The organism is Flavobacterium sp. RSSA_27 (genome assembly GCF_051547125.1).
Classification (GTDB): domain Bacteria; phylum Bacteroidota; class Bacteroidia; order Flavobacteriales; family Flavobacteriaceae; genus Flavobacterium.
Window position 1 is genome coordinate 295,168 of record NZ_JBPTTN010000001.1, and the last position, 23,422, is coordinate 318,589.

The window sequence follows — 23,422 nt, forward strand, 5'->3', positions numbered from 1 at the left end:
ATCATGAAAAAAATTTTACTGGTAGCCTTAGTATTCTCTAGCCAAATATGGGCTCAAAATAATGTGGACGCTTGTAAAATTCTTTCTAAAATAAATGCGCTTATTCAAAAAGAGCATGTACAACCTAAACCGGTAGACGATAGTCTATCGGTTTATATATTTGACAATTTAATCAATGATTTAGACCCTGGAAGAAATGTTTTTTTTACATCTGAATACGATACTTTGTCTAATAAGTATCGGTTGCAACTAGACAATCTAATTCAAAACCAAGATTGTGAATTCATTACTACTATAGATGTTATTTACCAAAAAGCAATCCTAAGAAACAAATCTATTTTAGAAAAATTAGATAAAGAGAACTTAGATTACAGCTTACAAGATACGGTTAGAGTATATAAAAAAGCTTTTCCTGTTTATATTACCCCTTCAAATTTGGAAAAAACATGGAGAAAGAAACTTCGTTTTGACATCCTAACTGAAATAGCTGGAAGCTCTAAAAATCTAGATTCCATTCAAGCCAATTTTGAATCCTTAATCAATTATTACAAAGGCATTACGATTCAAAATGAAATTTGTAAAATTAATACCGAGCTTAAAAGGAAAAACTATATTACTGAAAAAATTTTCGCCCTTTTTTGCACCTATTTTGACCCACACACCAACTATTTTAGCGCCAATAGCAAATCAAATTTTGTATCCTCTTTATCCAAAGAACGCCTATCATTAGGCTTCATGGTAAATTTAAATGAAAAAAATCAAATCATTATTGAAGAAATAGACCCAAATGGCCCAGCCTTCAAAAATGGAAAATTAAAAAAAGGAGATCAAATACTTTCAATAAGTAATACCAAAGAAACACTTAGAGTGACTTGTGCTTCTATGGAACAAATATCTGAGTTAATCAGTTCTGACGCCAATAAAATCATCACTTTGATGATTAAAAGAAAAGGTGAAAAAAACTTTAGTGTCACTCTCGAAAAAGAAGTCATCAAAGATGAAGATAATACTGTTTACAGCTATGTGGTTGAAGGTAAAAACAAAATCGGTTACATTAAAATACCTAGTTTTTATTCCAATTTTGAAAACAAAAACAGTAGTGGTTGTGCCGAAGATGTAGGCTCAGAAATCATAAAACTTCAAAATGACAATATTAACGGTTTAGTGATTGACCTAATGGACAATGGAGGCGGATCAATGGAAGAAGCAATTAAGCTAGCTGGTTTATTTGTACACCATGGCCCAATATCAATAGTGGTCGATAAAACCAAACGCCAACAAATTATTCAAGATTCTTACCGAGGTTATTTATACAAAGGCCCAGTAATCATCTTAGTCAATAACGGTACCGCTTCAGCAAGTGAATTTTTCGCTACGATTTTACAAGATTATAACCGAGCAATGGTCATTGGCAGCAGCACATTGGGCAAAGCGACTATGCAAACCATATTACCCTTAGAAAATGATGAGGACAATTTTGTCAAAGTGACTATTAATAAATTCTACCGTATTACAGGAAAAAGTCATCAAAGCATAGGGGTCATTCCAGATGTAAAGATACCGATCTTATACGAGTCGATTATGCAAAATGAAAGTGACTATCCTACAGCCTTCAAAAATGATGTACTAACCACCTCGATCAATTTTACACCCTATATAAAACATAAATTAATTCACCATTTGGCCAAAATCAGCCATCGAAGAGTTCAAGACAATTCGTATTTTAACAACATAGTGGCTTTGAACAAAAGAATTGATGCTGTGGTCAAAAACCCAAAAAATACAATTCCCTTAGAAATAAAGTCGATTTTCGAAGAACAAAAAGAAATGACTTCTATAACTGATGATATAACCAATTTCAAAGATGAAACTCTTAATTTGAAAGTAAAAAACGCTACTTTCAATGAATCACTATTAAAAGTTTATCCTTCACAAAGAGCCATCAAAGAAGAACAAATCAAGACCTTAAAAAATAATCATTATTTAAATGAAGCCATTCAAATTATCAACGATTATTTTGAATTAAAATAGAAAGTTTGCTACGTGGCAAACTACAAAAGAATTCTAAATGCATTTGGTAAAATAAGGAATAACTGTATTTTTGCAGTTCAAAATATAAATAGAAATGGGAAGAGCTTTTGAATTCCGAAAAGGTAGAAAAATGAAACGTTGGTCAGCCATGGCCAAAGCCTTTACTAGAATTGGTAAAGATATCGTAATGGCAGTAAAAGAAGGCGGTCCAAATCCAGATGCCAACTCAAGATTAAGAGCCGTTATCCAGAATGCTAAGGCAGCCAATATGCCTAAAGAAAACGTAGAACGCGCCATAAAAAAAGCAACCGAAAAAGATACTGCCAACTATAAAGAAGTTTTATTTGAAGGCTATGCACCACACGGAATTGCTATTTTAATAGAAACCGCAACGGATAATAACAACAGAACAGTAGCTAATGTTAGAAGTTACTTTAACAAATGCAACGGGACTTTGGGTACACAAGGATCTGTTGAATTTATGTTCGATCATACTTGCAATTTCAGAATTCCAAAAGAAGGTATCGACGCTGAAGAATTGGAATTAGAATTAATTGATTTTGGTGCCGAAGAAGTTTTTGAAGATGAAGATGGTATTTTGATTTATGCTCCATTCAATAGCTTTGGAACCATTCAAAAAGAACTAGAAAACAGAAATTTAGACATCTTATCTTCTGGTTTTGAAAGGATTCCACAAATCACTAAAAAACTTTCCGAAGCTGAAATGGCTGATGTAGAAAAATTGATTGAAAAACTTGAAGAAGATGATGACGTAATGAACGTATATCACACCATGGAAGAGTAACACTACGTAATTAAAAATAAAATCCGACACTTTGATTTGTCGGATTTTTTTTGGCGCTATATTTGGCATCTCCAAAAGAGCCAAAATCTAATCTAATACTAGAAATTACATTTAATATGAAGAAAACTACTCTAATCCTATTCCTCCTTTTTATTATTAGTGGTTGTGGAGTAAAACAAACCCAACAATTAGTTAGCACCGGTAATTATGATGAAGCCATCAACAACGCTTTGGCTAACCTAAGAACCAACAAAGACAAAAAAGGTAAACAAGACTACATTTACCTACTCGAAGAAGCCTTTGCCAAAGCCAAAGAGAGAGATTTGAACAATATTCAAATGCTAAATATTGAATCCAATCCCAATCAAATCGAAAAATTGTATAATTATTATGTGCAGTTACACGACCGCCAAGAAAAGATAAAACCTGTCCTTCCTTTGTTTTTAATTAAAGAAGGCCGCAATGCTATTTTTCCTTTTGAAAATTACAACAGCCAAATCGTTTCAAGTAAAGCCGCACTAGCCGAATACTTATACACAAAGGCGCTACAATTGATGAAAACCAATACCAAAGCAAATTTTAGAAACGCTTTTGATGAATTGACGTATCTCAATAAAATTAGTCCTAACTATAAAGAAGTAAATCGATTATTAGACGAAGCCAAATTCAAAGGAACCGATTTTGTTTTGGTAAAAACCAAAAACGAAACCAATATGATTATTCCTGCGCGTTTGCAAACCGATTTGTTGGACTTCAGTACATATCGCTTGAATAATCCCTGGATTGTGTATCACAATGCGCCTGAAAAAGGAACCAAATACGACTTTTCTATGATGATTCTGTTCCGAAACATATTGATTTCTCCAGAACAAGTTAAAGAACGTGAATTCATCAAAGAACGCGATATCAAAGACGGTTACAAAAAAGTAGTTGATGCTAATGGTAAAATAGTGTTAGACGAAAAAGGCAAAGAAGTTTTAGTCGATAATTTCAAAAAAGTAACGGTTCAAATCTATGAATACCGTCAACTTAAAACGTGTCAAGTAACGGCTAAAGTAGAATTTTTTACCACAAAAGGCAATCAATTACTTCAATCCTACCCTGTTACAAGCGAATTTGTTTTTGAAAATATTTATGCCACCTACAAAGGAGATAGAAGAGCTTCTGAGGAAAGCTATTATTCTAATTTTGACCGTAGAGCTGTTCCATTTCCTACTTCAGAGCAAATGGTGTATGATACAGGAGAAGATTTAAAGTCAAAAATCAAAGATATTATGAATTCTAACCGATTCGAATAAGAAAAGTAGCTTTTCAAAAAACAATTCTTCCCCCTATTACCATAAAAAAAGTGATTTTGACTTTCAAAGTCACTTTTTTTGCTTTAAAAAATAAATTTTTATGAAATTTAACAATTTTAAATAAAATTTGATTTTTTATAAAATTTTATATCGTAAATTTGCATCGATGAAAAATACAAGTTTACATATAACTTCTATCTACCGGATAAATTTACTTGCTACTTCTCCCGAAGTGCGGATGCTATGCCTATAGTCTCCAAAAAAGTGTTTTCTATATTTTATCCTTTTTCATTTTACCATTTTGAAATCAAATCCATTTTTTAATGGAGTTTCAAATCTGACTGAAACTCAATATAATTTTATAAGTAACTACATTTCAATTATTTACAATAAAATAGTTAAAAAAAATGTGGTACTTTTAATAGCGCATTGACTATGATTGCTTTAAAAAAAAGAACCAAACGATTTTTAACCTCTAAATCGAATTCCGAAATGAATATTTCTATAGTAGTAGCACAAAAAGAGCACTATACATTTGCTGCAGAAATTTGTGATACAATTGAAACCTCGGCCTTACAAAGAGGAACGGGAATAGCCAAAAGAACCCCAGAATACATCCAAAAGAAAATGGAAACCGAAAACGCGGTTATCGCCATAATCGATGGAAAATTCGCAGGCTTTTGTTATATCGAATCTTGGCAACACGGGCAATTCGTCGCACATTCAGGTTTGATAGTTCACCCAGACTTTAGAAATTTAGGATTAGCCAAAAAAATTAAAACCTTCGTTTTTGAGTATTCTCAACAAAAATACCCAGAAGCAAAAGTTTTCGGTATCACCACCGGATTAGCGGTAATGAAAATCAATTCCGATTTAGGATACAAACCTGTTCCTTTTTCGCAATTGACTACAGACCCTACATTCTGGAAAGGCTGTCAAACTTGTACCAATTTTGAAATCCTAAAAAGCAAAGACTACAAAATGTGTTTGTGTACCGGAATGCTGTATGATCCTAAAGAAAAACAGAAAAACCCACCCAAACACCCGTTCAATGTCCGGATATGGAATCGTTTGAAAGAAATCAAACAAGCCCTTTTCTTAAAAAAATAATAGTTAAAAAAATAAAAATCAACGTTTTGTCAGACACAAAACATTAAAAGATATACAATGGAAAATAAAAAAGTAGTATTAGCCTATAGCGGAGGATTAGACACGTCCTACTGTTTAAAATATTTAAAAAACGAAAAAGGATTCGAAGTACATACAGTATTAATTAACACGGGTGGATTTGATGAAACAGAATTAAAAGCCATCGAAGACAGAGCCTACGAACTAGGAAGCGCTAAACACGCCAACCTTACCATTTTAGACAAATATTACGACAAAGCCATCAAATACTTGATTTATGGTAATGTCCTAAAAAACAACACCTATCCGCTATCAGTGAGTGCCGAGCGTGTTTTTCAAGCCATCGAAGCCATAAAATACGCCAAATCCGTTGGAGCCACAGCCATCGCACACGGAAGTACTGGCGCAGGAAACGACCAAATTCGTTTTGATTTAATTTTCCAAACCATCGCTCCCGAAATCGAAATCATCACCCCTATTCGTGATTTGAAACTATCTCGTCAGGAAGAAGTAGATTATTTAGCCAAGAACGGGGTACATTATTCTTGGGAAAAAGCACAATATTCTATCAACAAAGGCCTTTGGGGAACCAGTGTGGGCGGAAAAGAAACCTTAACATCGGGACAACCTTTACCAAGCGAGGCCTACCCTTCGCAATTGCAAAAAGAAGGTGAAGAGAAAGTAACTTTGGAATTCAAAAAAGGCGAATTGGTTGCCATAAATGGCAAAGCAGACAAACCTTCTAACAATATTGTGGCCTTAGAAAAATTGGCTAGCGCTTACGCCATAGGAAGAGACATCCACGTGGGCGACACCATTATCGGTATCAAAGGAAGAGTTGGTTTTGAAGCCGCAGCCCCATTAATCATTATCAAAGCGCACCATTTGTTAGAAAAACATACACTAGGCAAATGGCAACAATACTGGAAAGAACAACTAGGCAACTGGTACGGAATGTTATTCCACGAAGGGCAATTTTTGGACCCAGTGATGCGCAACATCGAAACATTCTTAGAAGACACGCAAAAGACAGTCAATGGAACCGTAACGGTCTCTTTAAAACCATATCATTTCAGCTTAGACGGCATCGAATCACCAAACGATTTAATGAACACCGGCTTCGGTCAATACGGCGAAATGAACAATGCTTGGACGTCTGATGATGCCAAAGGCTTTATCAAAATTCTAGGCAATGCGCAAAACATATTTTCATCTGTGAATCAAGAAACTTACGAATAGTATAATTACTGATTAGGAGCGAAAGTTCAGGCATTTTTGGAAACATTAGTTCCCGCTATCCGTTGCAATATTTGTAGGCTGAACCCCAGCCCACAAAGGATTTCCACTACTATCGGGGCTAAAAGAGAAAAAATGGGAACTTTTGAATGACAAACTTACATTTTAAAAACAAACCCTTAGCGCTTTTGCGTCTTTGCGGTGAAACAAAATAAAAATTATGATTACTATTGGAATTATTGGCGGTTCGGGTTATACGGCTGGCGAACTCATCAGAATCTTGATGTTTCATCCCAACGCCAAGCTAGATTTTGTGTACAGCACCACCAATGCGGGAAAACCCCTTTCGGTAGCGCATCAAGATGTATTGGGCGATATCGAAATGAATTTTACAGACACCATCAACCCCAATGTAAACGTAGTGTTTCTATGTCTAGGTCACGGTAAATCCAAAGCTTTCTTATCCGAAAATACATTTGCCAGCCATACTAAAATCATTGATTTAGGCAATGATTTTAGGTTAGAAAAAGACGAAGTGTTTGAGGGTAAAAAATTCATATACGGCTTACCCGAATTGAATAAAAAAGCCATTAAAAACGGACAATTCATTGCCAATCCGGGATGTTTTGCTACCGCGATTCAGTTGGCATTATTGCCTTTGGCGGAAGCCAAATTACTCAACAGCGATGTGCACATCAATGCCACCACAGGAAGTACGGGAGCTGGAGTGAGTCTTTCAGAAACCTCACATTTTAGTTGGAGAAACAACAATATGTCGCACTACAAAGCTTTTGAACACCAGCATTTGGGAGAAATTGGCGAGAGTTTGCACCAAGTACAAGAAGATTTCAACAACGAATTGCTTTTCATCCCCAACAGAGGCGATTTCCCAAGAGGGATTTTTGCCACATTGTACACACATTGTGAGGAAAGTTTAGAAGATGTTGTGGCCAAATATGAAGCATTTTACAAAAATGAACCATTTGTAACCGTAACCACAACCAACATCAATCTAAAACAAGTCGTTCAAACCAATAAATGCATCATTAGTTTGATGAAAAAAGGCAACCGAATTTTGATTACTTCGATTATCGATAACTTAGTCAAAGGCGCCTCAGGTCAAGCCATTCAAAATATGAACTTACTCTTCGGACTCGACGAAAGCACCGGATTGCATTTGAAACCAAGTGGATTTTAGAAAAAATTGAAAGATTGAAAGATTGAAAAATTTAAGGATTATGAAATCCATAAAGTTTAAATCATTCAGTAACACACACAAATCTTTAAATTTTTAAATTATTTAAATCTTTAAATTACAACAACAATGAACCTTTTCGACGTTTACCCATTATACAATATCACACCTGTAAAAGCAGTAGACTGTACCATTACAGATGAAAACGGTGTAGAATATTTAGATTTATACAGCGGCCACGGAGTCATCTCCATTGGGCACACCCAACCGCATTATGTGGCGAAAGTAAAAGAACAATTGGACAATATTGGATTCTATTCTAATGCTATCCAAAATCCACTTCAAGTAGAATTAGCCCAAAAACTAGGCGAATTATCAGGTTATGATGACTATTCCTTGTTTTTGTGCAGCTCAGGCGCCGAAGCCAATGAAAATGCATTAAAATTAGCCTCTTTTCACAACGGAAAATCGAGAGTGATTGCTTTCGATAACTCCTTTCACGGAAGAACATCGGCAGCAGTAGCGGTAACCGATAACAAAAAAATTGTGGCTCCCATTAATGCGCAACAAGTGGTTACTTTTTTACCACTAAACCAAATTGATTTGGTAAAAACCGAATTACAAAAAGGCGATGTGTGCACCGTGATTATAGAAGGCATTCAAGGCGTGGGTGGTTTAGATGAAGGCACAACCGAATTCTTTCAAGCCTTAGAAAAACTGTGCAAACAATACGAAGCGGTTTTGATATTAGACGAAGTCCAATCGGGTTATGGCAGAAGCGGGAAGTTTTTTGCGCACCAGTACCACAACATCAAAGCGGATATCATTTGCTTGGCCAAAGGAATGGGCAACGGTTTCCCAATTGGGGGGATTTTGATTGCTCCACATTTCAAAGCGAGTTATGGCTTGCTAGGTACTACTTTTGGCGGAAGCCATTTGGCTTGTGCTGCTGGAATTGCCGTTTTGGATGTCATCAAGAGCGAAAAGTTAATGGATAATGTGAATGCCGTTAGCGAGTACTTTATGAAAGCCATCCAACAAGTACCTGAAATCATCAAAGTAAAAGGAAAAGGATTGATGTTGGGGGTAGAATTTGATTTTGATGTAAGTGCCTTACGCAAGAAAATGATTGTAGAAAAACATATTTTTACGGGTAGCGCCAATAATAAAAACTTATTGAGAATTTTACCTCCCTTGACCATTACCACAGCAGCTATTGATACCTTTATCATGGCCTTAAAAGAGTCGTTGGCCGAATTGAAATAGACTTTTTTATTCTATGGCTTGTGGTTTAAACCAATGGCTATAGAATAAAAAAAGGGCACGTCCAAAAAATTAACTAACCAAAAACTATGAATACACTACTAACCATCGAAAAGAGAAACGCCGTTTTAACCACGATGGCGACTTTGCTAGCGCAGGAAAGAACGGCGTTGAAAAGTAGTAACCAACAAGATTTAGCCAATTATTCCGGAGAAGATTTGGCAATGGAAAAACGTTTGTTGGTCGATGATGCCAAAATTGACGGTATGATTTTGTCTTTGCAACAATTGGCCAGTCAAGAAGACCCGGTGGGAAAAATTCGTTTTGAATTTGTTCACGATAATGGTCTCAAAATATATAACAAAACGGCTGCATTTGGCACTATTTTAATTATTTACGAGTCTCGACCTGATGTAACCGTTGAAGCGGGTGGTATTGCCTTTAAATCAGGAAATAAAATTCTTTTAAAAGGCGGTAAAGAATCCTTACTGTCGAATCAAAAGATTGTAAGTCTTTGGCATCAAGCGTTAGACAGCAATGGTGTAGCAACAAATTGGGTAGAATACCTGAATTACGATAGAGCACAAACCCAAGCTTTTTTGGAAAAACCTACTCAAAAGGTCGATTTGATTGTGCCTCGTGGAGGAGAAAAATTAATTGAATTCACCAAAAAACACGCAACCTGTCCAGTGATTGTAAGTGGTCGTGGCAACAACTTTTTATACATCGAAAAAGAAGCGGATGTAACCAAAGCTTTAAATATAATTATAAACGCAAAGACCTCAAATATATCCGTTTGCAACGCTTTAGATAAAGTAATAATTGATATTAATTTACCGAATTGGGAAAGTTTTGCAAACCAATTAGTCCTTGCTTTACAAGAACGAAAAGTGACTGTTTTGGGAGATGCTACAATAGCCAAATCAACTCAAATTTCTCAAATTGATTCAGATGCTATTTGGTATGAAGAATTTTTGGATTACAAGATTGTAATTGGCACTGTTTCTTCTAATCAAGAAGCAATAGCCAAAATCAATAAATATTGCGGAGGTCACTCAGCTGCTATCATCACCGAAAGTGAAACTACTGCCCAAGAATTTATGGATAATGTTGACGCCTCATCTGTTTATCATAATGCTTCGACTCGTTTTACCGACGGAGGACAATTTGGTCTAGGTGGAGAACTGGCTATCAGCACAGACAAATTACACCAACGCGGCCCCATTGGTTTACAACATTTGGTTACCAACAAATGGTATGTTTACGGAGAAGGACAGGTTCGATAAAATGACAGAATTGAGAGTATAGATTTTAGACGAAAGATTTGCGAACGTTGCGTTTTAATCGTTCCAATTATAAAAAAATTGCGCCCTTTGCGGTTAAAAAAGATGACAAAAAAAAGAATATTATTAAAATTAGGCAGCAACACCTTAACCAAGGAAACCAATCATATTTCGAGAGGTAAGATTGAGGATATCGGTATGCAAATTGCTGCGCTACAAGACCAATACGAATTCATTATTGTAAGTTCTGGGGCGATTGCCGCTGCCAAACAGTTTGTAAAACTTGACAATAATGATCAAGAAGTTTTTGTAAAACAAGCCTTAGCCTCCATAGGGCAACCCCATTTGATGCGTATTTATCACGAAAATTTCAGCGATTTAGGATTGCATATTTCACAATGTCTCCTCTCCTATTCTGATTTTGAAAAAGAACAATCCAAAGACAACATCGTGAACACCATCAATGTGTTGGTCAAAAACAACTACATCCCCATCATCAATGAAAATGACACGGTGGCGACGGACGAAATCAAGTTTGGCGACAATGATAAATTAGCCGCTTTAGCAGCCGTATTGTTAGATGTAGATATTTTGATTATTGCCACCAATACTAATGGAATTTACACTAAAGCTTCTATCAACGATGCACTTCCATCAACGATTGAACTAGTAACCGATTTGTCATTGTTACAAAAAGAAATAGGTGACACAAAATCGTCACACGGAACTGGAGGAATGCAATCTAAAATAGAATCGGCAGCAATTGCCAAAAAAGCCAATATTGAGACTTGGATTGTGAATGGCCTTGAGGATGATTTTATGCGGAAAGCGCTGCGGAATGAAATCCCTTTCACTAAAATTATTTAACTTAGTTAATTCAAATTCAACACAATAATTCAGAAATACTAAAATAACTAATCATGAATTACACCTCAATAAAAGAAATCGATTCCCTAAAAAAATGGGTAAAACAAGCCCTCAAGATAAAGAAAGACCCTTTAAAAAATCAAAGATTGGGTAAAGACAAAACATTGGTTATGCTCTTTTTCAATCCAAGTTTGAGAACGCGTTTGAGTACTCAAAAAGCAGCCATCAATCTAGGAATGAATGTGATGGTGATGAACTTTGGAGCTGAAGGATGGACTTTGGAGTTCGAAGACGGCACAATTATGAATCAAGGCGCATCAGAACACATCAAAGAAGCCGCCGAAGTCGTTTCGCAATATTGTGATATTATTGCCATCAGAGCTTTTGCGGGACTTACGGATAAAGAAAAAGATAATGCAGAAACAGTTTTGAGTGGTTTTGTAAAATATGCCACTGTGCCTATTGTTAATATGGAAAGTGCTACAGGTCACCCGCTACAATCCTTGGCCGATGCAATTACAATGGCCGAATTCAAAACCAAACACAAACCTAAAGTAGTACTGACTTGGGCACCTCATCCCAAAGCATTACCTCAGGCCGTGGCCAATTCGTTTGTAGAAATGATGCAACTGCAAAGAGATATGGATTTTGTAATTACGCACCCAGAAGGTTATGAATTGAATCCTGAAATCACCAAGGATTCGGTAATTGAATACAATCAGGACAAAGCTTTTGAAAATGCTGATTTTATTTATGCCAAAAACTGGAGCAATTACAACGACTACGGGAAAGTGACGAATACAGACGAAAATTGGACCGTTACGGCTGAGAAAATGAAGTTGACGAACAATGCCAAATTTATGCATTGTCTTCCGGTGCGTCGCAATGTGATTGTAGCCGATGAAGTGATTGATAGCGAAAACTCCATTGTGATCCAGCAAGCCCAAAACAGAACCTATTCGGCACAATTGGTTTTACAAAAAATACTGAAAAGATTACCTAATAAAACCAAAAGTTTAGAGTATTAATTCAAAAGAATGGAACAACTTACAATAGTAAAAATCGGAGGTAATATCATTGACAACCCAGCCGAACTACAGCAATTTATTGCCGATTTTTCAAAAATTGAAGGCTATAAAGTGTTGGTGCACGGTGGAGGAAAATCAGCTACCAAAATGGCAAAAAGTATTGGCTTAGTCCCTCAAATGATTGATGGAAGACGCATTACCGACCAGCCTATGCTAGACGTTGTGGTGATGATTTATGCAGGTGAAATCAACAAAAATATAGTTGCACAATTGCACGCAAATGGAACTAATGCTATGGGCTTTTCTGGCGCAGATGGCAATTTGATTCAGTCTACTAAAAGAAATCATCCCACGATTGATTACGGTTTTGTGGGCGATGTACAAATAGTAAACACCTCGCTGCTAGAAACATTGATTAAAAACGAGATAACACCGGTTTTTTGCGCTATTACACACGACAAACAAGGACAATTATTGAATACGAATGCTGATACAATTGCCAGTGAATTAGCCATTGCTCTGTCGGAAGTATTTGAAGTAACTTTGACGTATTGCTTCGAAAAATCAGGGGTTTTGTATGATGCTGATGATGATACTTCCGTAATTGAAAACATCAATAAAGAACTGTATGACCAATTAAAAACAGAAGGCGCCATACATTCAGGGATGATTCCAAAACTCGACAATTGCTTTAACAGCTTGTCCAAAGGCGTTCATAAAATAAAAATTGGACATCACAAACTATTGAAAGACAACAACGCACTTTGTACGAGTATCACATTGTAAATGTAGTAACGGCAAAGAAACTAAGTCGCAAAAAATATCGAATAACACTAATTTTTATCCATTAAAAAACAAAAATTAAACACAGATTACACAGATTTACACAGATTAAAGACAAAAAATTAGTGCCTTCGTGGCAAAAAACAAAAAATGAAAACCATTACAACACTTACACAAGAAGCCATCGCCTTACTAAAAGCACTGATTACTACTCCTTCCTTTTCTAGTGAAGAAGCACAAACTGCGCTTTTGATAGAGCAATGGTTCCAACAAAATAACATTCCTTTTGAGCGGGAAAACAATAATATTTGGGCGTATAATCAACATTTTGATGCGGCTAAACCTACGCTTTTACTGAACTCGCATCACGATACCGTAAAACCCAACCAAGGCTATACCAACGATCCATTTGAACCTATCGAAAAAGACGGAAAATTATTTGGTTTAGGCAGTAACGATGCGGGAGGTTGCTTAGTGGCTTTATTGGCCACTTTTGTTCATTTTTATACTCAAGAAAATTTGCCATACAATTTGGTGATGGTCGCTTCCGCAGAAGAAGAAAGCAGTGGCAAAAACGGCTTGAACAGTGTACTACAACATTTACCGGAAATTGATTGTGCCATAGTGGGCGAACCTACCTTAATGAATTTGGCCATTGCCGAAAAAGGGCTCTTGGTTTTGGATGTAGTAGTAAAAGGTACCGCAAGTCACGCAGCGCATCATAATCCTGACAATCCAATTTACAATGCGATGCCTGTCATCAGTTGGTTTAACAGCTACCAATTCGAAAAAATATCAGAAGTTTTAGGACCTGTAAAAATGACGGTAACCCAAATCACCGCTGGAAAACAGCACAATGTAGTACCAGCAGAATGTCATTTGGTAGTCGATATTCGAGTAAATGATTGTTATACTAATGCGGAAATATTAGACACAGTTCGTCAACAAGTGAAGGCTGAGATTACGCCGCGTTCCATGCACTTAAATGCTTCTTCTATTCCTCTTTCACACGGATTAGTACAAGCAGGAATCGCGTTAGGGCGCACCACCTATGGCTCTCCTACGCTTTCAGACCAATCGGTATTGAGTTGCCAGTCGTTAAAACTAGGTCCAGGAGAAACCCTGCGGTCACACTCGGCAGACGAATTCATTTACATCAATGAAATCGTAGAAGGAATTGAATTGTACATTAAAATATTGACAGATTTTTTTTAGGAGCTAATCCCGCTATCCGTTACAATCTTTTATGGCGAACCCCGCCATAAAAGGATTTTCACTACTATCGGGGCTAGGAATAAAATAAAACGAGAACATAAATCTAACAAAGACACTTTGGTAACCTCTGTTCACTTTTGTGGTGCTTTTTGAAAAATATAATAATATGAAACTCTGGGAAAAAGGAATACCAACCGACAAGCAAATCGAACATTTTACGGTAGGAAATGACCGTGAACTCGATTTGGTTTTGTCCAAATACGATGCTTTAGGTTCTATCGCTCACGCTAAAATGTTGGCTCAAATAGGATTATTGGAGGCTACAGAAGCTGATGATTTAGTTTTGACCTTACAAGAGATAATCACAGCTATCGAAAAAGGAGATTTCGAAATCGAAGACAGCTTTGAAGACGTACATTCCAAAATCGAATATTTATTGACGGAAAAACTAGGCGACGCTGGTAAAAAAATACATACCGCCCGTTCTCGAAACGACCAAGTGCTGGTGGATGTCAATTTGTATTTAAAAGATGTCGTTATCGCCCTCAAAGAACAAGTAAAAACGCTATTCGATTTGTTGATGGAATCCGCGGAACAGTATCAAAATGTGCTGTTGCCAGGTTATACGCATTTACAAATTGCTATGCCCTCTTCCTTTGGTATGTGGTTTTCTGCTTATGCCGAAACTTTGATAGACGATATCACGATGTTGAACGCCGCCTTGAAAGTGGTCGATCAAAATCCCTTAGGTTCTGCCGCAGGCTATGGTAGCTCCTTCCCTATCAACCGAACCTTTACTACTCAGGAATTAGGCTTTGCTACTTTAAAATTCAATTCGGTAGCAGCACAAATGAGCCGTGGAAAATCGGAGAAAACTGTCGCTTTTGCTATGAGTAGCGTGGCAGCGACTTTGGCAAAATTCTCTATGGATGTGTGTCTATATATGAGCCAAAACTTTGATTTTATTAGTTTACCAGCTCATCTAACCACTGGGTCGAGCATTATGCCCCACAAAAAAAATCCCGATGTTTTTGAGTTAATTCGTGGAAAATGCAACAAAATTCAAGCGTTGCCTTATGAAATCACTTTAATCACCAACAACCTTCCTAGTGGCTATCACCGTGAGTTTCAATTATTGAAAGAAGGATTATTTCCTGCGATTCAAAATCTAAAAGCCTGTTTGGATATTGCCATTTTTTCCATCAAAGACATTAAGGTAAAAGACAACATTCTAGCCGACCCAAAATACAATTATCTATTTACCGTAGACACTTTAAACGAAATGGTAGTTGCAGGAATGCCTTTTAGAGACGCCTACAAATCGGTGGCAGAACAATTAGAAAATGGTACTTACGAATCACCAAAAGCCACCCAACACACCCACGAAGGAAGTATCAATAATTTGTGTTTGGCTGAAATTAAAGAAAAAATGAGAGCAGCTTTTTAAAAGAAATGCATCTAAAATACAAAACCGTTCTAAGAAATTTAGAACGGTTTTTTTATTAAACTCGATTACGATTTTTAAATCAGGATTAACTCAATTTCAAGCGCATCATAATATCGGTCTGTTCGTCATCGCCTAGCTTAAAAATGTGTTTGTCAAAGGCCACAAAACCATTTTTTGTATAAAAACGAATGGCTTTCACATTTTCTTCCCAAACACCTAGCCATACATACTCAACGCCTTTTTCTTTGGCAATAGTTATGGCTTTATCATAAAGCAATTGTCCCACACGCTTCCCATGAAAGGCATTTATAACATAAATACGTTCAATTTCAAGCGCTTTGTTATCTTTCAACTCGGTCTGAGAATCACCAAAATTGATTTTCAAATACCCAATAATTTCATTGTCATGGGTGGCAAAATAGAACTCAGAATCTTTATTATGTAACTCTAAAGTAAGCTTTTCAACAGAAAAACCTTCTTCCAAATAGTTTTTCATGTTTTCCTCAGAATTGGAATCAGAAAAAGTCTCTTGAAAAGTTTGTCTCCCTATTTTTTGCAATGGAACAATTTCATTAGGCTTTACTTTTGTTATTTCAATAGTCGTCATATATATATTTTGATGTTCAAATCTAGTACTTTCAGTCTAGTGAATAGTAGTATAACTTATTATCCAAGAAAGAAATTAAACGTACTCTTTCAAAACCCCAGCTTCAATATCACTATGTGAGGCATCATAAATGGCTTTCCCTTCTTTTATCAAAATCAATTGAGGCGATTGATGTTGCACGCCAAAACGAGCAGCAATTTCATTCGAAATCTCACGATACGTAATTAAATCTAAAAAATAAGCATCGGTACTATCGTGCAGTTCAAACTCATTTTCAAACTGTTTCAAGGCAAATCGGCTAATACTACAACGCGTACTGTGCTTGAAGATAAGTACAGGTTTTTCATTAGAATGCGCCGTTAACTCGTCCAATTGTCCCATCAATTGCAAGGGTATCCAATTGACTTTACTAACCGATTCTTTTTTTTCTTCTGAACTACCGAATAAGGAATTAAATAGGCTCATTTTGTCTTTTTTATGTCTTTTTGTCGTTAAATACTACTCAAAATCAAATAAAAACAGTCAAAATGTCCGTAAATTTATATTGGAATACCATTTGACGATTTTCAACAAAAATAAACATTTACAACGAACAATAATCATCAAATCTATCAATCATGAACATCAACAAATTTACCATTAAATCCCAAGAGGCCATTCAGCACTCCCAACAATTGGTGCAAAGCCTAGGGCAACAACAAATAGAAAACGAACATATTTTCAAAGCTATTTTTGAAGTAGACGAAAATGTAGCACCTTTTCTTTTGAAAAAACTAAACGTAAACGTGCCTTTGTTTCTTCAAATTTTAGATAATCAAATTCAAAATTTCCCCAAAGTAACAGGTGGCGAAATTCAATTATCTAGAAGTGCAAACACCGCACTTAATGAAGCCGAAATCATTGCCAAAAAAATGAACGATGAATTCGTTAGCATTGAGCATTTAATCCTAGCCATTTTTGGTTCTAAAAGTAAAGTCGCCCAAATTCTAAAAGACCAAGGTGTGACTGAAAAAGGACTAAAAGCAGCCATCGACGAATTGCGCAAAGGCGAACGCGTAACCTCGGCCTCGGCAGAAGAAACCTATAATTCCTTGAGTAAATATGCTAAAAACCTAAACGAGTTAGCTAAAACCGGAAAATTAGATCCTGTAATTGGGCGTGATGAAGAAATTCGTCGTGTTCTTCAAATTTTGACTAGAAGAACCAAAAATAATCCGATGCTCGTGGGAGAACCAGGTGTGGGTAAAACCGCGATTGCCGAAGGTTTGGCGCACCGAATTGTTGCGGGTGATGTTCCCGAAAACTTAAAGAACAAAATTGTGTTCTCACTTGACATGGGTGCTCTGATTGCAGGAGCTAAATACAAAGGAGAATTTGAAGAACGATTGAAATCGGTAGTCAAAGAAGTTATCGCTTCGGAAGGAGAAATCGTATTATTCATAGACGAAATTCACACACTAGTTGGAGCTGGTGGTGGCGAAGGTGCGATGGATGCTGCCAATATCTTGAAACCAGCTTTGGCACGTGGCGAATTGCGTGCCATTGGAGCCACCACTTTGGATGAATTCCAAAAATATTTTGAAAAAGACAAGGCCTTAGAACGTCGTTTCCAAAAAGTAATGGTGGAAGAACCCGATACCGAAAGCGCTATTTCGATTTTACGAGGTATCAAAGAAAAATACGAGACACACCATCAAGTTCAAATTAAAGACGAAGCCATTATTGCTTCGGTTGAATTGTCACAACGTTACATTTCTAACCGATTTTTACCGGATAAAGCCATCGATTTAATGGACGAAGCGGCATCGAAATTACGCATGGAAATTAACTCCAAACCCGAAGAACTCGATGTCTTGGATCGTAAAATCATGCAACTTGAAATTGAAATCGAAGCCATCAAACGTGAAAAAGACGAAAGCAAGTTGAAAGTTTTAGGCTTGGATTTGGCCAATTTAAAAGAAGAACGCAACGAAATTTTTGCCAAATGGAAATCTGAAAAAGATATCGTAGATAACATACAATTGGTAAAAACAGAAATCGAAAACTTCAAGTACGAAGCAGAACGCGCCGAACGTGAAGGAGATTATGGTAAAGTAGCGGAGATTCGTTACGGTAAAATCAAAGAAGCGCAAGAAAAATTAGCAAATCTTACGCATCAATTACAAGAAAATCAATCGGGTACTTCTTTGATTAAAGAAGAAGTAACGCGAGAAGATATTGCCGAGGTTGTAGCCAAATGGACCGGAATTCCTGTCATGAAAATGCTACAAGGCGAACGCGAAAAACTATTGAAATTAGAGGATGAATTACACAAACGTGTGGTAGGACAAGAAGAAGCCATTGAGGCAGTGAGCGATGCGGTTCGTAGAAGTCGCGCAGGTTTGCAGGATATGAAAAAACCCGTAGGAACCTTCCTTTTCTTAGGAACGACTGGTGTGGGTAAAACTGAGTTGGCCAAAGCCATAGCTGAATATTTATTCGACGATGAAAATGCCATGACCCGAATCGACATGAGCGAATACCAAGAACGCCACAGCGTAAGCCGATTGGTTGGAGCGCCTCCGGGTTATGTGGGTTACGACGAAGGGGGACAATTGACCGAAGCGGTGCGAAGAAAACCGTATTCTGTGATTCTGCTGGACGAAATAGAAAAAGCGCATCCTGACACATTCAATATTTTGCTGCAAGTGCTGGACGAAGGTAGATTGACAGACAATAAAGGACGCTTGGCCGATTTCAAAAACACAATTATCATCATGACCTCGAATATGGGAAGCCAAATTATTCAAGATAAATTCGAGAATTTAAAAGGAAGTATCGAAGCTGCCACCGAAGCCGCCAAAGTAGAAGTATTGGGATTACTCAAACAAACGGTTCGTCCAGAATTCATCAACCGTATCGACGAAATCGTGATGTTTACTCCGTTGACCAATGCTAACATCGCTCAAATCGTAGGTTTACAGCTAAAAAGCGTGACCAAAATGTTGGCACAACAAGGCATCACCATGGACGCTACTCCCGAAGCGATAGACTATTTATCGAAAAAAGGATACGATCCTCAATTTGGTGCTAGACCAGTAAAACGTGTCATTCAGCGTGAAGTGCTCAACGAATTATCGAAAGAAATTCTGTCGGGCAAAATCACCACCGACAGTATCATTTTGATCGACGCCTTCGATAACCAACTTGTTTTTAGAAATCAAACAGAGTTGGTGGTATAATCAAAGATTACCACTAAACCCTGTCAGAGTTTTGAATTCTGACAGTTTTTTTCAACAGCACCAGTCGAAAGATTGGTGTTTTTTTTTTGCAATTCAAAACCTATGGAACAGAATATCTACTTAAATTCGTGTATTTTTGTTTTTCCTATCAAAGAAATGTAGCTTTTATATAATTTCTATTTAAAATAAAGAACCTAAATAATGGATATTGTTAAATTTAAAATCACACCTAAAACCATTAAAGTGGAAGTACGTAATTCAAATAATTATGTTTTTAATTTTAATAGTGCAGTGGAAATAGACAAACAAGACAAGGATGTTTTATTAAAATTATACAATGCTTTAGATCTTCTCTTTAAAAAAGAAGCTACAAATGAAACTAAAAATTATATTTCACCCAATCAAACCAATCTCTTAGATCAAATTAAGGAAGTTGGTGCTTCTGATGAAAAATTGTAATACTAAACTATTAACGCTTTAACTAACTTATTTTAAAAATGGGATCAGGATTTTTTGCACTTTTAGATGATATCGCAGCAATTATGGATGATGTGGCAGCAATGAGTAAAATTGCAACCAAAAAAACAGCAGGAATTTTAGGAGATGACTTAGCAGTCAATGCCGAAAAAGCTTCAGGATTTGTTTCTTCAAGAGAACTACCCGTATTGTGGGCCATTACTAAAGGATCGTTTTTGAACAAACTAATCATTCTTCCTATTGCTTTTGTATTAAGTGCTTTTTCTCCTTTAGCCATTAAAGTAATTTTAGTTTTAGGAGGCCTATATTTAGCTTATGAAGGCGCTGAAAAAATTTATGAATACTTTTTTCCCCATCATCATCACAAAGCAGAGGTTTTAACCTCCTTATCCTTAACAGAAGAAGAAATTTTAGCACAAGAAAAGGGCAAAATCAAAGCGGCCATTGTAACTGATTTCATTCTTTCGGTTGAAATCGTAATTATTGCTCTAGGAACCGTTTTAGAGCAATCAATTTCAACTCAAATTGCAGTGGTTTCTATTGTTGCTATCATCGCAACCGTTGGGGTTTATGGTATTGTTGCTCTAATTGTTAGAATGGATGATATGGGATTCAAACTAATGCAACTAAGCAGTAAAGAAAATGGTTTTTTGACCAAAATTGGAAGCTTCTTAGTAAACGCTTTACCCAAAGTGATTAAAAGTTTAGCCGTAATCGGAACTATCGCATTAATTATGGTAGCTGGCGGAATTTTTGCACATCAAATCGATTATTTACATCATGTTTTACCAAATGTACCTGATTTAATTAAAGAAATCCTATTCGGTTTAGGTTTTGGATTTTCTGCGTTACTTATTAGTACACTCTTTAAGAAAATTATGGGTAAAAAATAACCCCAAACACATTATTTACAATACTTTACAAGTTAGCTTTGTATTTTTTACGAAATAAAAGCTAACTTTATTATTTATTATTCAATTAGAATATGACATTTTAATTCGAAACATTTGTGCGTATTTGTAAATGCATGGATTGAACTATTTTTTTTAGCTGAAAGAATTCTCTCAACATACTAATAATGCAATTCAAAATCAAATCCATCCGTCCCTTTTTAGGCTCAAAAAACTACACAGAATCTAGACTATTTTATAAAGATCTAGGCTTTAATGAAAGTATTCTTTCTAGCAATATGAGTTATTTCAGCACGGCAAACTTTGGCTTCTACCTACAAGATGCTTATGTGAAAGATTGGGTCGACAATACTATGGTTTTTATGGAAATTGAAAATGTAGAAGAATTCTGGGAATCATTAAAAGCTTTGCATTTAAATGAAAAGTATCCAACTGCGAAATTAGTTCCTATTCGATATCTCGATTGGGGAAAGGAATGTTTTTTACACGATCCTTCAGGGATTCTTTGGCATTTTGGAGCATTTAATCCTTGATAAAAAATAAATTCTATTTACAATTAAACTTCAACAAAACCAATGATAGCTTGGCAACAAACCCAACTTTCATTTTCTCTCATTAGAACTCTTTAGAAAAAATAACTACTTTTGCACTCTAAATTTTAAGTTATGCCTAATAAAAAATACAAAATAGCGGTTATTCAATTAAACCTCAACGATGTTGCTGAAAACAACTTAAAAAAATGTTTGCACTGGGTTCGAGAGGCAGCAAAACAAGGCGCAGAAGTTATTTCCTTACCAGAATTATATAGCAGTCATTATTTTTGTCAAAGTGAAGACGTGGATAATTTTGCCTTGGCAGAACCTTTATATAGCACTTCATTTATTGCTTTTTCGGCATTAGCCAAAGAATTAGGCGTGGTAATCATTGTTCCTTTTTTCGAAAAAAGAATGGCAGGAATTTACCACAACAGTGCTTACATCATTGATACCGATGGAACCGAAGCAGGATTATATCGCAAAATGCACATCCCAGACGATCCTCATTTCTATGAAAAATTCTACTTTACTCCTGGCGACATAGGTTTCAAAGCTTTCCCTACACAAAAAGGAAAAATTGGAACCTTAATTTGTTGGGATCAATGGTATCCAGAAGGTGCACGTCTTACAGCTTTACAAGGAGCTGAAGTGTTATTTTATCCAACTGCAATTGGTTGGCATCCTTTAGAAAAAGAACAGTATGGCGAAAACCAACACGGCGCTTGGATGAATGTGATGAAAGGTCACGCTGTAGCCAATGGAGTGTATGTAGCAGCAGCCAATCGTATTGGTTTGGAACAATACATCGAAGGAACTGCTGGAATAGATTTTTGGGGTTCGTCATTTATTGCAGGACCACAAGGCGAAATTTTAGCGCAAGCATCACATGATAAAGAAGAAATACTAATCGCCGAAGTAGATTTGGATTTACAAGAAAACGTACGTCAGAATTGGCCGTTTTTCAGAGACAGACGAATCGATGCTTTTGGAGATATAACTAAAAGAGCAATCGATTAATGATGAGTACTTCAACACGAAGATTCCCTGCAGAATGGGAAAAACAGCAAGGAATCGTATTATGTTTTCCGCATAACGGAAAAGACTGGCCAGGAAAATACGAAGCAGTACAATGGGCTTTCGTAGAATTCATCAAAAAAGTAGCCACCTACGAAACTGTGTTTTTGGTAGTTGCCGATGAAAAACAAAGAGAGAAAGTCACTGAATTGCTAACAATAGCAACCGTTAATTTAGACCAGATATCCTTCATTTTTCATAAAACCAATAGAAGTTGGATGCGTGATTCTGGTCCAATCATTGTAAAAAATGGCAATCAGAGAGAAGCCTTGAATTTCAATTTTAACGGCTGGGCTAAGTATAAAAACATCAATTTAGACAAACACGTACCGAGTAAAGTCGCTGAACATTTACAGCTTCCCTTAACTCAAGTGACTTACAAAGGAAAGCCCGTAATTGTAGAAGGTGGCGCCATTGATGTAAACGGACGTGGCACCTTGTTAACTTCAGAAGAATGCTTGATGCATCCTACGATTCAGGTGCGTAATGAAGGTTTTACCAAAGAAGATTACGAAGCGGTTTTTAAAGAGTACTTAGGCATTACCAATGTCATTTGGCTAGGAGATGGTATCGAAGGAGATGATACTCACGGACACATTGATGATTTGTGCCGATTTGTAAACGAGGATACTATTGTAACCATTGTTGAAATGGATCCAAATGACAGCAATTACAAACCTTTGCAAGACAACTTAAAACGTTTACAAAATGCGAAACTAGAAAACGGACAAGCACCAGTAATTGTTACTTTACCTATGCCTAAACGCATTGATTTTGATGGATTGCGTTTGCCAGCGAGTTATGCTAATTTCTTGATTTTAAACCACTGTGTTTTGGTACCTACATTCAACGATGCAAATGACAGAGTAGCTTTGAATATCCTTTCGGAGTGTTTTCCTGATAGAGAAATCATCGGAATAAGTGCAATTGATTTTATTTGGGGATTTGGAACGTTGCATTGCTTGAGTCAACAAATTCCGGAGTAAATACAAACTAAAGAACTTAAAAAAAACGACT

Annotated in this window: 21 protein-coding genes; 19 read left to right on the forward strand and 2 right to left on the reverse strand. The window is 36.4% G+C overall.

Going from position 1 to position 23,422, the window contains the following annotated elements; translation table 11 throughout:
- Window positions 1-3: 3 nt before the first annotated feature.
- From ACSVH5_RS01285 to argH, 13 genes are all read left to right on the forward strand, one after another.
- Window positions 4-2,031: a carboxy terminal-processing peptidase gene (locus tag ACSVH5_RS01285; RefSeq protein WP_438059655.1), complete on the forward strand. Its 2,028-nt coding sequence runs from the start codon at window positions 4-6 to the stop codon at window positions 2,029-2,031.
- A 94-nt stretch (window positions 2,032-2,125) separates the two neighbouring features.
- Window positions 2,126-2,836 carry a YebC/PmpR family DNA-binding transcriptional regulator gene (locus tag ACSVH5_RS01290; protein ID WP_438059656.1) on the forward strand — a complete coding sequence of 237 codons (711 nt, stop codon included), beginning with the start codon at window positions 2,126-2,128 and terminating at the stop codon, window positions 2,834-2,836.
- A gap of 116 nt (window positions 2,837-2,952) precedes the next feature.
- A complete protein-coding gene (locus tag ACSVH5_RS01295) occupies window positions 2,953-4,134 on the forward strand; it encodes a hypothetical protein (protein WP_438059657.1) in 1,182 nt (393 codons plus the stop codon).
- Window positions 4,135-4,626: 492 nt separating this feature from the next.
- Window positions 4,627-5,244, forward strand: coding sequence for a GNAT family N-acetyltransferase (locus ACSVH5_RS01300; RefSeq protein ID WP_159684929.1), 618 nt, complete (start codon window positions 4,627-4,629; stop codon window positions 5,242-5,244).
- Window positions 5,245-5,301: 57 nt separating this feature from the next.
- Entirely contained in the window at window positions 5,302-6,501 is a 1,200-nt protein-coding gene (locus ACSVH5_RS01305; protein WP_438059658.1) for an argininosuccinate synthase, read from the forward strand.
- A gap of 217 nt (window positions 6,502-6,718) precedes the next feature.
- Window positions 6,719-7,696, forward strand: a complete 978-nt coding sequence (argC, locus tag ACSVH5_RS01310; protein WP_438059659.1) for an N-acetyl-gamma-glutamyl-phosphate reductase — start codon at window positions 6,719-6,721, stop codon at window positions 7,694-7,696.
- A 126-nt stretch (window positions 7,697-7,822) separates the two neighbouring features.
- A complete protein-coding gene (locus ACSVH5_RS01315; protein WP_438059660.1) occupies window positions 7,823-8,959 on the forward strand; it encodes an aspartate aminotransferase family protein in 1,137 nt (378 codons plus the stop codon).
- An 86-nt stretch (window positions 8,960-9,045) separates the two neighbouring features.
- The gene (locus ACSVH5_RS01320) at window positions 9,046-10,242 is read left to right on the forward strand and encodes a glutamate-5-semialdehyde dehydrogenase (protein WP_438059661.1); all 1,197 of its coding nucleotides are present in this window, start codon (window positions 9,046-9,048) and stop codon (window positions 10,240-10,242) included.
- Between the two features lie 102 nt (window positions 10,243-10,344).
- On the forward strand, window positions 10,345-11,106 hold the full coding sequence (gene proB, locus ACSVH5_RS01325; protein WP_438059662.1) for a glutamate 5-kinase: 762 nt from the start codon (window positions 10,345-10,347) through the stop codon (window positions 11,104-11,106).
- Between the two features lie 53 nt (window positions 11,107-11,159).
- Window positions 11,160-12,134: an N-acetylornithine carbamoyltransferase gene (locus ACSVH5_RS01330; RefSeq protein WP_438059663.1), complete on the forward strand. Its 975-nt coding sequence runs from the start codon at window positions 11,160-11,162 to the stop codon at window positions 12,132-12,134.
- A 9-nt stretch (window positions 12,135-12,143) separates the two neighbouring features.
- The gene (argB, locus tag ACSVH5_RS01335) at window positions 12,144-12,920 is read left to right on the forward strand and encodes an acetylglutamate kinase (RefSeq protein WP_438059664.1); all 777 of its coding nucleotides are present in this window, start codon (window positions 12,144-12,146) and stop codon (window positions 12,918-12,920) included.
- Window positions 12,921-13,067: 147 nt separating this feature from the next.
- The gene (locus ACSVH5_RS01340; RefSeq protein WP_438059665.1) at window positions 13,068-14,132 is read left to right on the forward strand and encodes a M20 family metallo-hydrolase; all 1,065 of its coding nucleotides are present in this window, start codon (window positions 13,068-13,070) and stop codon (window positions 14,130-14,132) included.
- Window positions 14,133-14,298: 166 nt separating this feature from the next.
- Window positions 14,299-15,579, forward strand: coding sequence for an argininosuccinate lyase (gene argH / locus ACSVH5_RS01345; protein ID WP_438059666.1), 1,281 nt, complete (start codon window positions 14,299-14,301; stop codon window positions 15,577-15,579).
- 85 nt (window positions 15,580-15,664) lie between these two features.
- On the opposite strand, the gene ACSVH5_RS01350 is transcribed toward argH, so the two are convergent.
- Together ACSVH5_RS01350 and ytxJ are read right to left on the reverse strand one after the other, a co-directional pair.
- Window positions 15,665-16,186, reverse strand: coding sequence for a GNAT family N-acetyltransferase (locus ACSVH5_RS01350; protein ID WP_438059667.1), 522 nt, complete (start codon window positions 16,184-16,186; stop codon window positions 15,665-15,667).
- 75 nt (window positions 16,187-16,261) lie between these two features.
- On the reverse strand, window positions 16,262-16,651 hold the full coding sequence (gene ytxJ, locus ACSVH5_RS01355; protein ID WP_438059668.1) for a bacillithiol system redox-active protein YtxJ: 390 nt from the start codon (window positions 16,649-16,651) through the stop codon (window positions 16,262-16,264).
- Between the two features lie 152 nt (window positions 16,652-16,803).
- Here ytxJ and clpB point away from each other — a divergent pair, with 152 nt between their 5' ends.
- The 6 genes from clpB to ACSVH5_RS01385 all read left to right on the forward strand — a co-directional run bounded on the left by clpB (window position 16,804) and on the right by ACSVH5_RS01385 (window position 23,391).
- Window positions 16,804-19,407 carry an ATP-dependent chaperone ClpB gene (clpB, locus tag ACSVH5_RS01360; protein WP_438059669.1) on the forward strand — a complete coding sequence of 868 codons (2,604 nt, stop codon included), beginning with the start codon at window positions 16,804-16,806 and terminating at the stop codon, window positions 19,405-19,407.
- 201 nt (window positions 19,408-19,608) lie between these two features.
- Window positions 19,609-19,866, forward strand: a complete 258-nt coding sequence (locus tag ACSVH5_RS01365; protein WP_438059670.1) for a hypothetical protein — start codon at window positions 19,609-19,611, stop codon at window positions 19,864-19,866.
- Between the two features lie 38 nt (window positions 19,867-19,904).
- Window positions 19,905-20,777 carry a DUF808 domain-containing protein gene (locus ACSVH5_RS01370; RefSeq protein ID WP_438059671.1) on the forward strand — a complete coding sequence of 291 codons (873 nt, stop codon included), beginning with the start codon at window positions 19,905-19,907 and terminating at the stop codon, window positions 20,775-20,777.
- 185 nt (window positions 20,778-20,962) lie between these two features.
- Complete coding sequence (locus tag ACSVH5_RS01375; RefSeq protein WP_438059672.1) at window positions 20,963-21,328, forward strand: glyoxalase; 366 nt, start codon at window positions 20,963-20,965, stop codon at window positions 21,326-21,328.
- A 132-nt stretch (window positions 21,329-21,460) separates the two neighbouring features.
- Window positions 21,461-22,348: a carbon-nitrogen hydrolase gene (locus ACSVH5_RS01380; protein WP_438059673.1), complete on the forward strand. Its 888-nt coding sequence runs from the start codon at window positions 21,461-21,463 to the stop codon at window positions 22,346-22,348.
- A gap of 2 nt (window positions 22,349-22,350) precedes the next feature.
- Window positions 22,351-23,391: an agmatine deiminase family protein gene (locus ACSVH5_RS01385; protein WP_438059963.1), complete on the forward strand. Its 1,041-nt coding sequence runs from the start codon at window positions 22,351-22,353 to the stop codon at window positions 23,389-23,391.
- Window positions 23,392-23,422 lie beyond the last annotated feature (31 nt).

Coding starts and splice junctions, on each gene's coding strand:
- ACSVH5_RS01385 (WP_438059963.1), top strand. CDS start 22,351: ATGAGTACTTCAACACGAAGATTCCCTGCAGAATGGGAAAAACAGCAA.
- argH (WP_438059666.1), top strand. CDS start 14,299: ATGAAACTCTGGGAAAAAGGAATACCAACCGACAAGCAAATCGAACAT.
- ACSVH5_RS01330 (WP_438059663.1), top strand. CDS start 11,160: ATGAATTACACCTCAATAAAAGAAATCGATTCCCTAAAAAAATGGGTA.
- ACSVH5_RS01295 (WP_438059657.1), top strand. CDS start 2,953: ATGAAGAAAACTACTCTAATCCTATTCCTCCTTTTTATTATTAGTGGT.
- ytxJ (WP_438059668.1), bottom strand. CDS start 16,651: ATGAGCCTATTTAATTCCTTATTCGGTAGTTCAGAAGAAAAAAAAGAA.
- argB (WP_438059664.1), top strand. CDS start 12,144: ATGGAACAACTTACAATAGTAAAAATCGGAGGTAATATCATTGACAAC.
- argC (WP_438059659.1), top strand. CDS start 6,719: ATGATTACTATTGGAATTATTGGCGGTTCGGGTTATACGGCTGGCGAA.
- ACSVH5_RS01300 (WP_159684929.1), top strand. CDS start 4,627: ATGAATATTTCTATAGTAGTAGCACAAAAAGAGCACTATACATTTGCT.
- ACSVH5_RS01290 (WP_438059656.1), top strand. CDS start 2,126: ATGGGAAGAGCTTTTGAATTCCGAAAAGGTAGAAAAATGAAACGTTGG.
- ACSVH5_RS01365 (WP_438059670.1), top strand. CDS start 19,609: ATGGATATTGTTAAATTTAAAATCACACCTAAAACCATTAAAGTGGAA.
- clpB (WP_438059669.1), top strand. CDS start 16,804: ATGAACATCAACAAATTTACCATTAAATCCCAAGAGGCCATTCAGCAC.
- ACSVH5_RS01380 (WP_438059673.1), top strand. CDS start 21,461: ATGCCTAATAAAAAATACAAAATAGCGGTTATTCAATTAAACCTCAAC.
- ACSVH5_RS01375 (WP_438059672.1), top strand. CDS start 20,963: ATGCAATTCAAAATCAAATCCATCCGTCCCTTTTTAGGCTCAAAAAAC.
- proB (WP_438059662.1), top strand. CDS start 10,345: ATGACAAAAAAAAGAATATTATTAAAATTAGGCAGCAACACCTTAACC.
- ACSVH5_RS01350 (WP_438059667.1), bottom strand. CDS start 16,186: ATGACGACTATTGAAATAACAAAAGTAAAGCCTAATGAAATTGTTCCA.
- ACSVH5_RS01285 (WP_438059655.1), top strand. CDS start 4: ATGAAAAAAATTTTACTGGTAGCCTTAGTATTCTCTAGCCAAATATGG.
- ACSVH5_RS01370 (WP_438059671.1), top strand. CDS start 19,905: ATGGGATCAGGATTTTTTGCACTTTTAGATGATATCGCAGCAATTATG.
- ACSVH5_RS01320 (WP_438059661.1), top strand. CDS start 9,046: ATGAATACACTACTAACCATCGAAAAGAGAAACGCCGTTTTAACCACG.
- ACSVH5_RS01340 (WP_438059665.1), top strand. CDS start 13,068: ATGAAAACCATTACAACACTTACACAAGAAGCCATCGCCTTACTAAAA.
- ACSVH5_RS01305 (WP_438059658.1), top strand. CDS start 5,302: ATGGAAAATAAAAAAGTAGTATTAGCCTATAGCGGAGGATTAGACACG.
- ACSVH5_RS01315 (WP_438059660.1), top strand. CDS start 7,823: ATGAACCTTTTCGACGTTTACCCATTATACAATATCACACCTGTAAAA.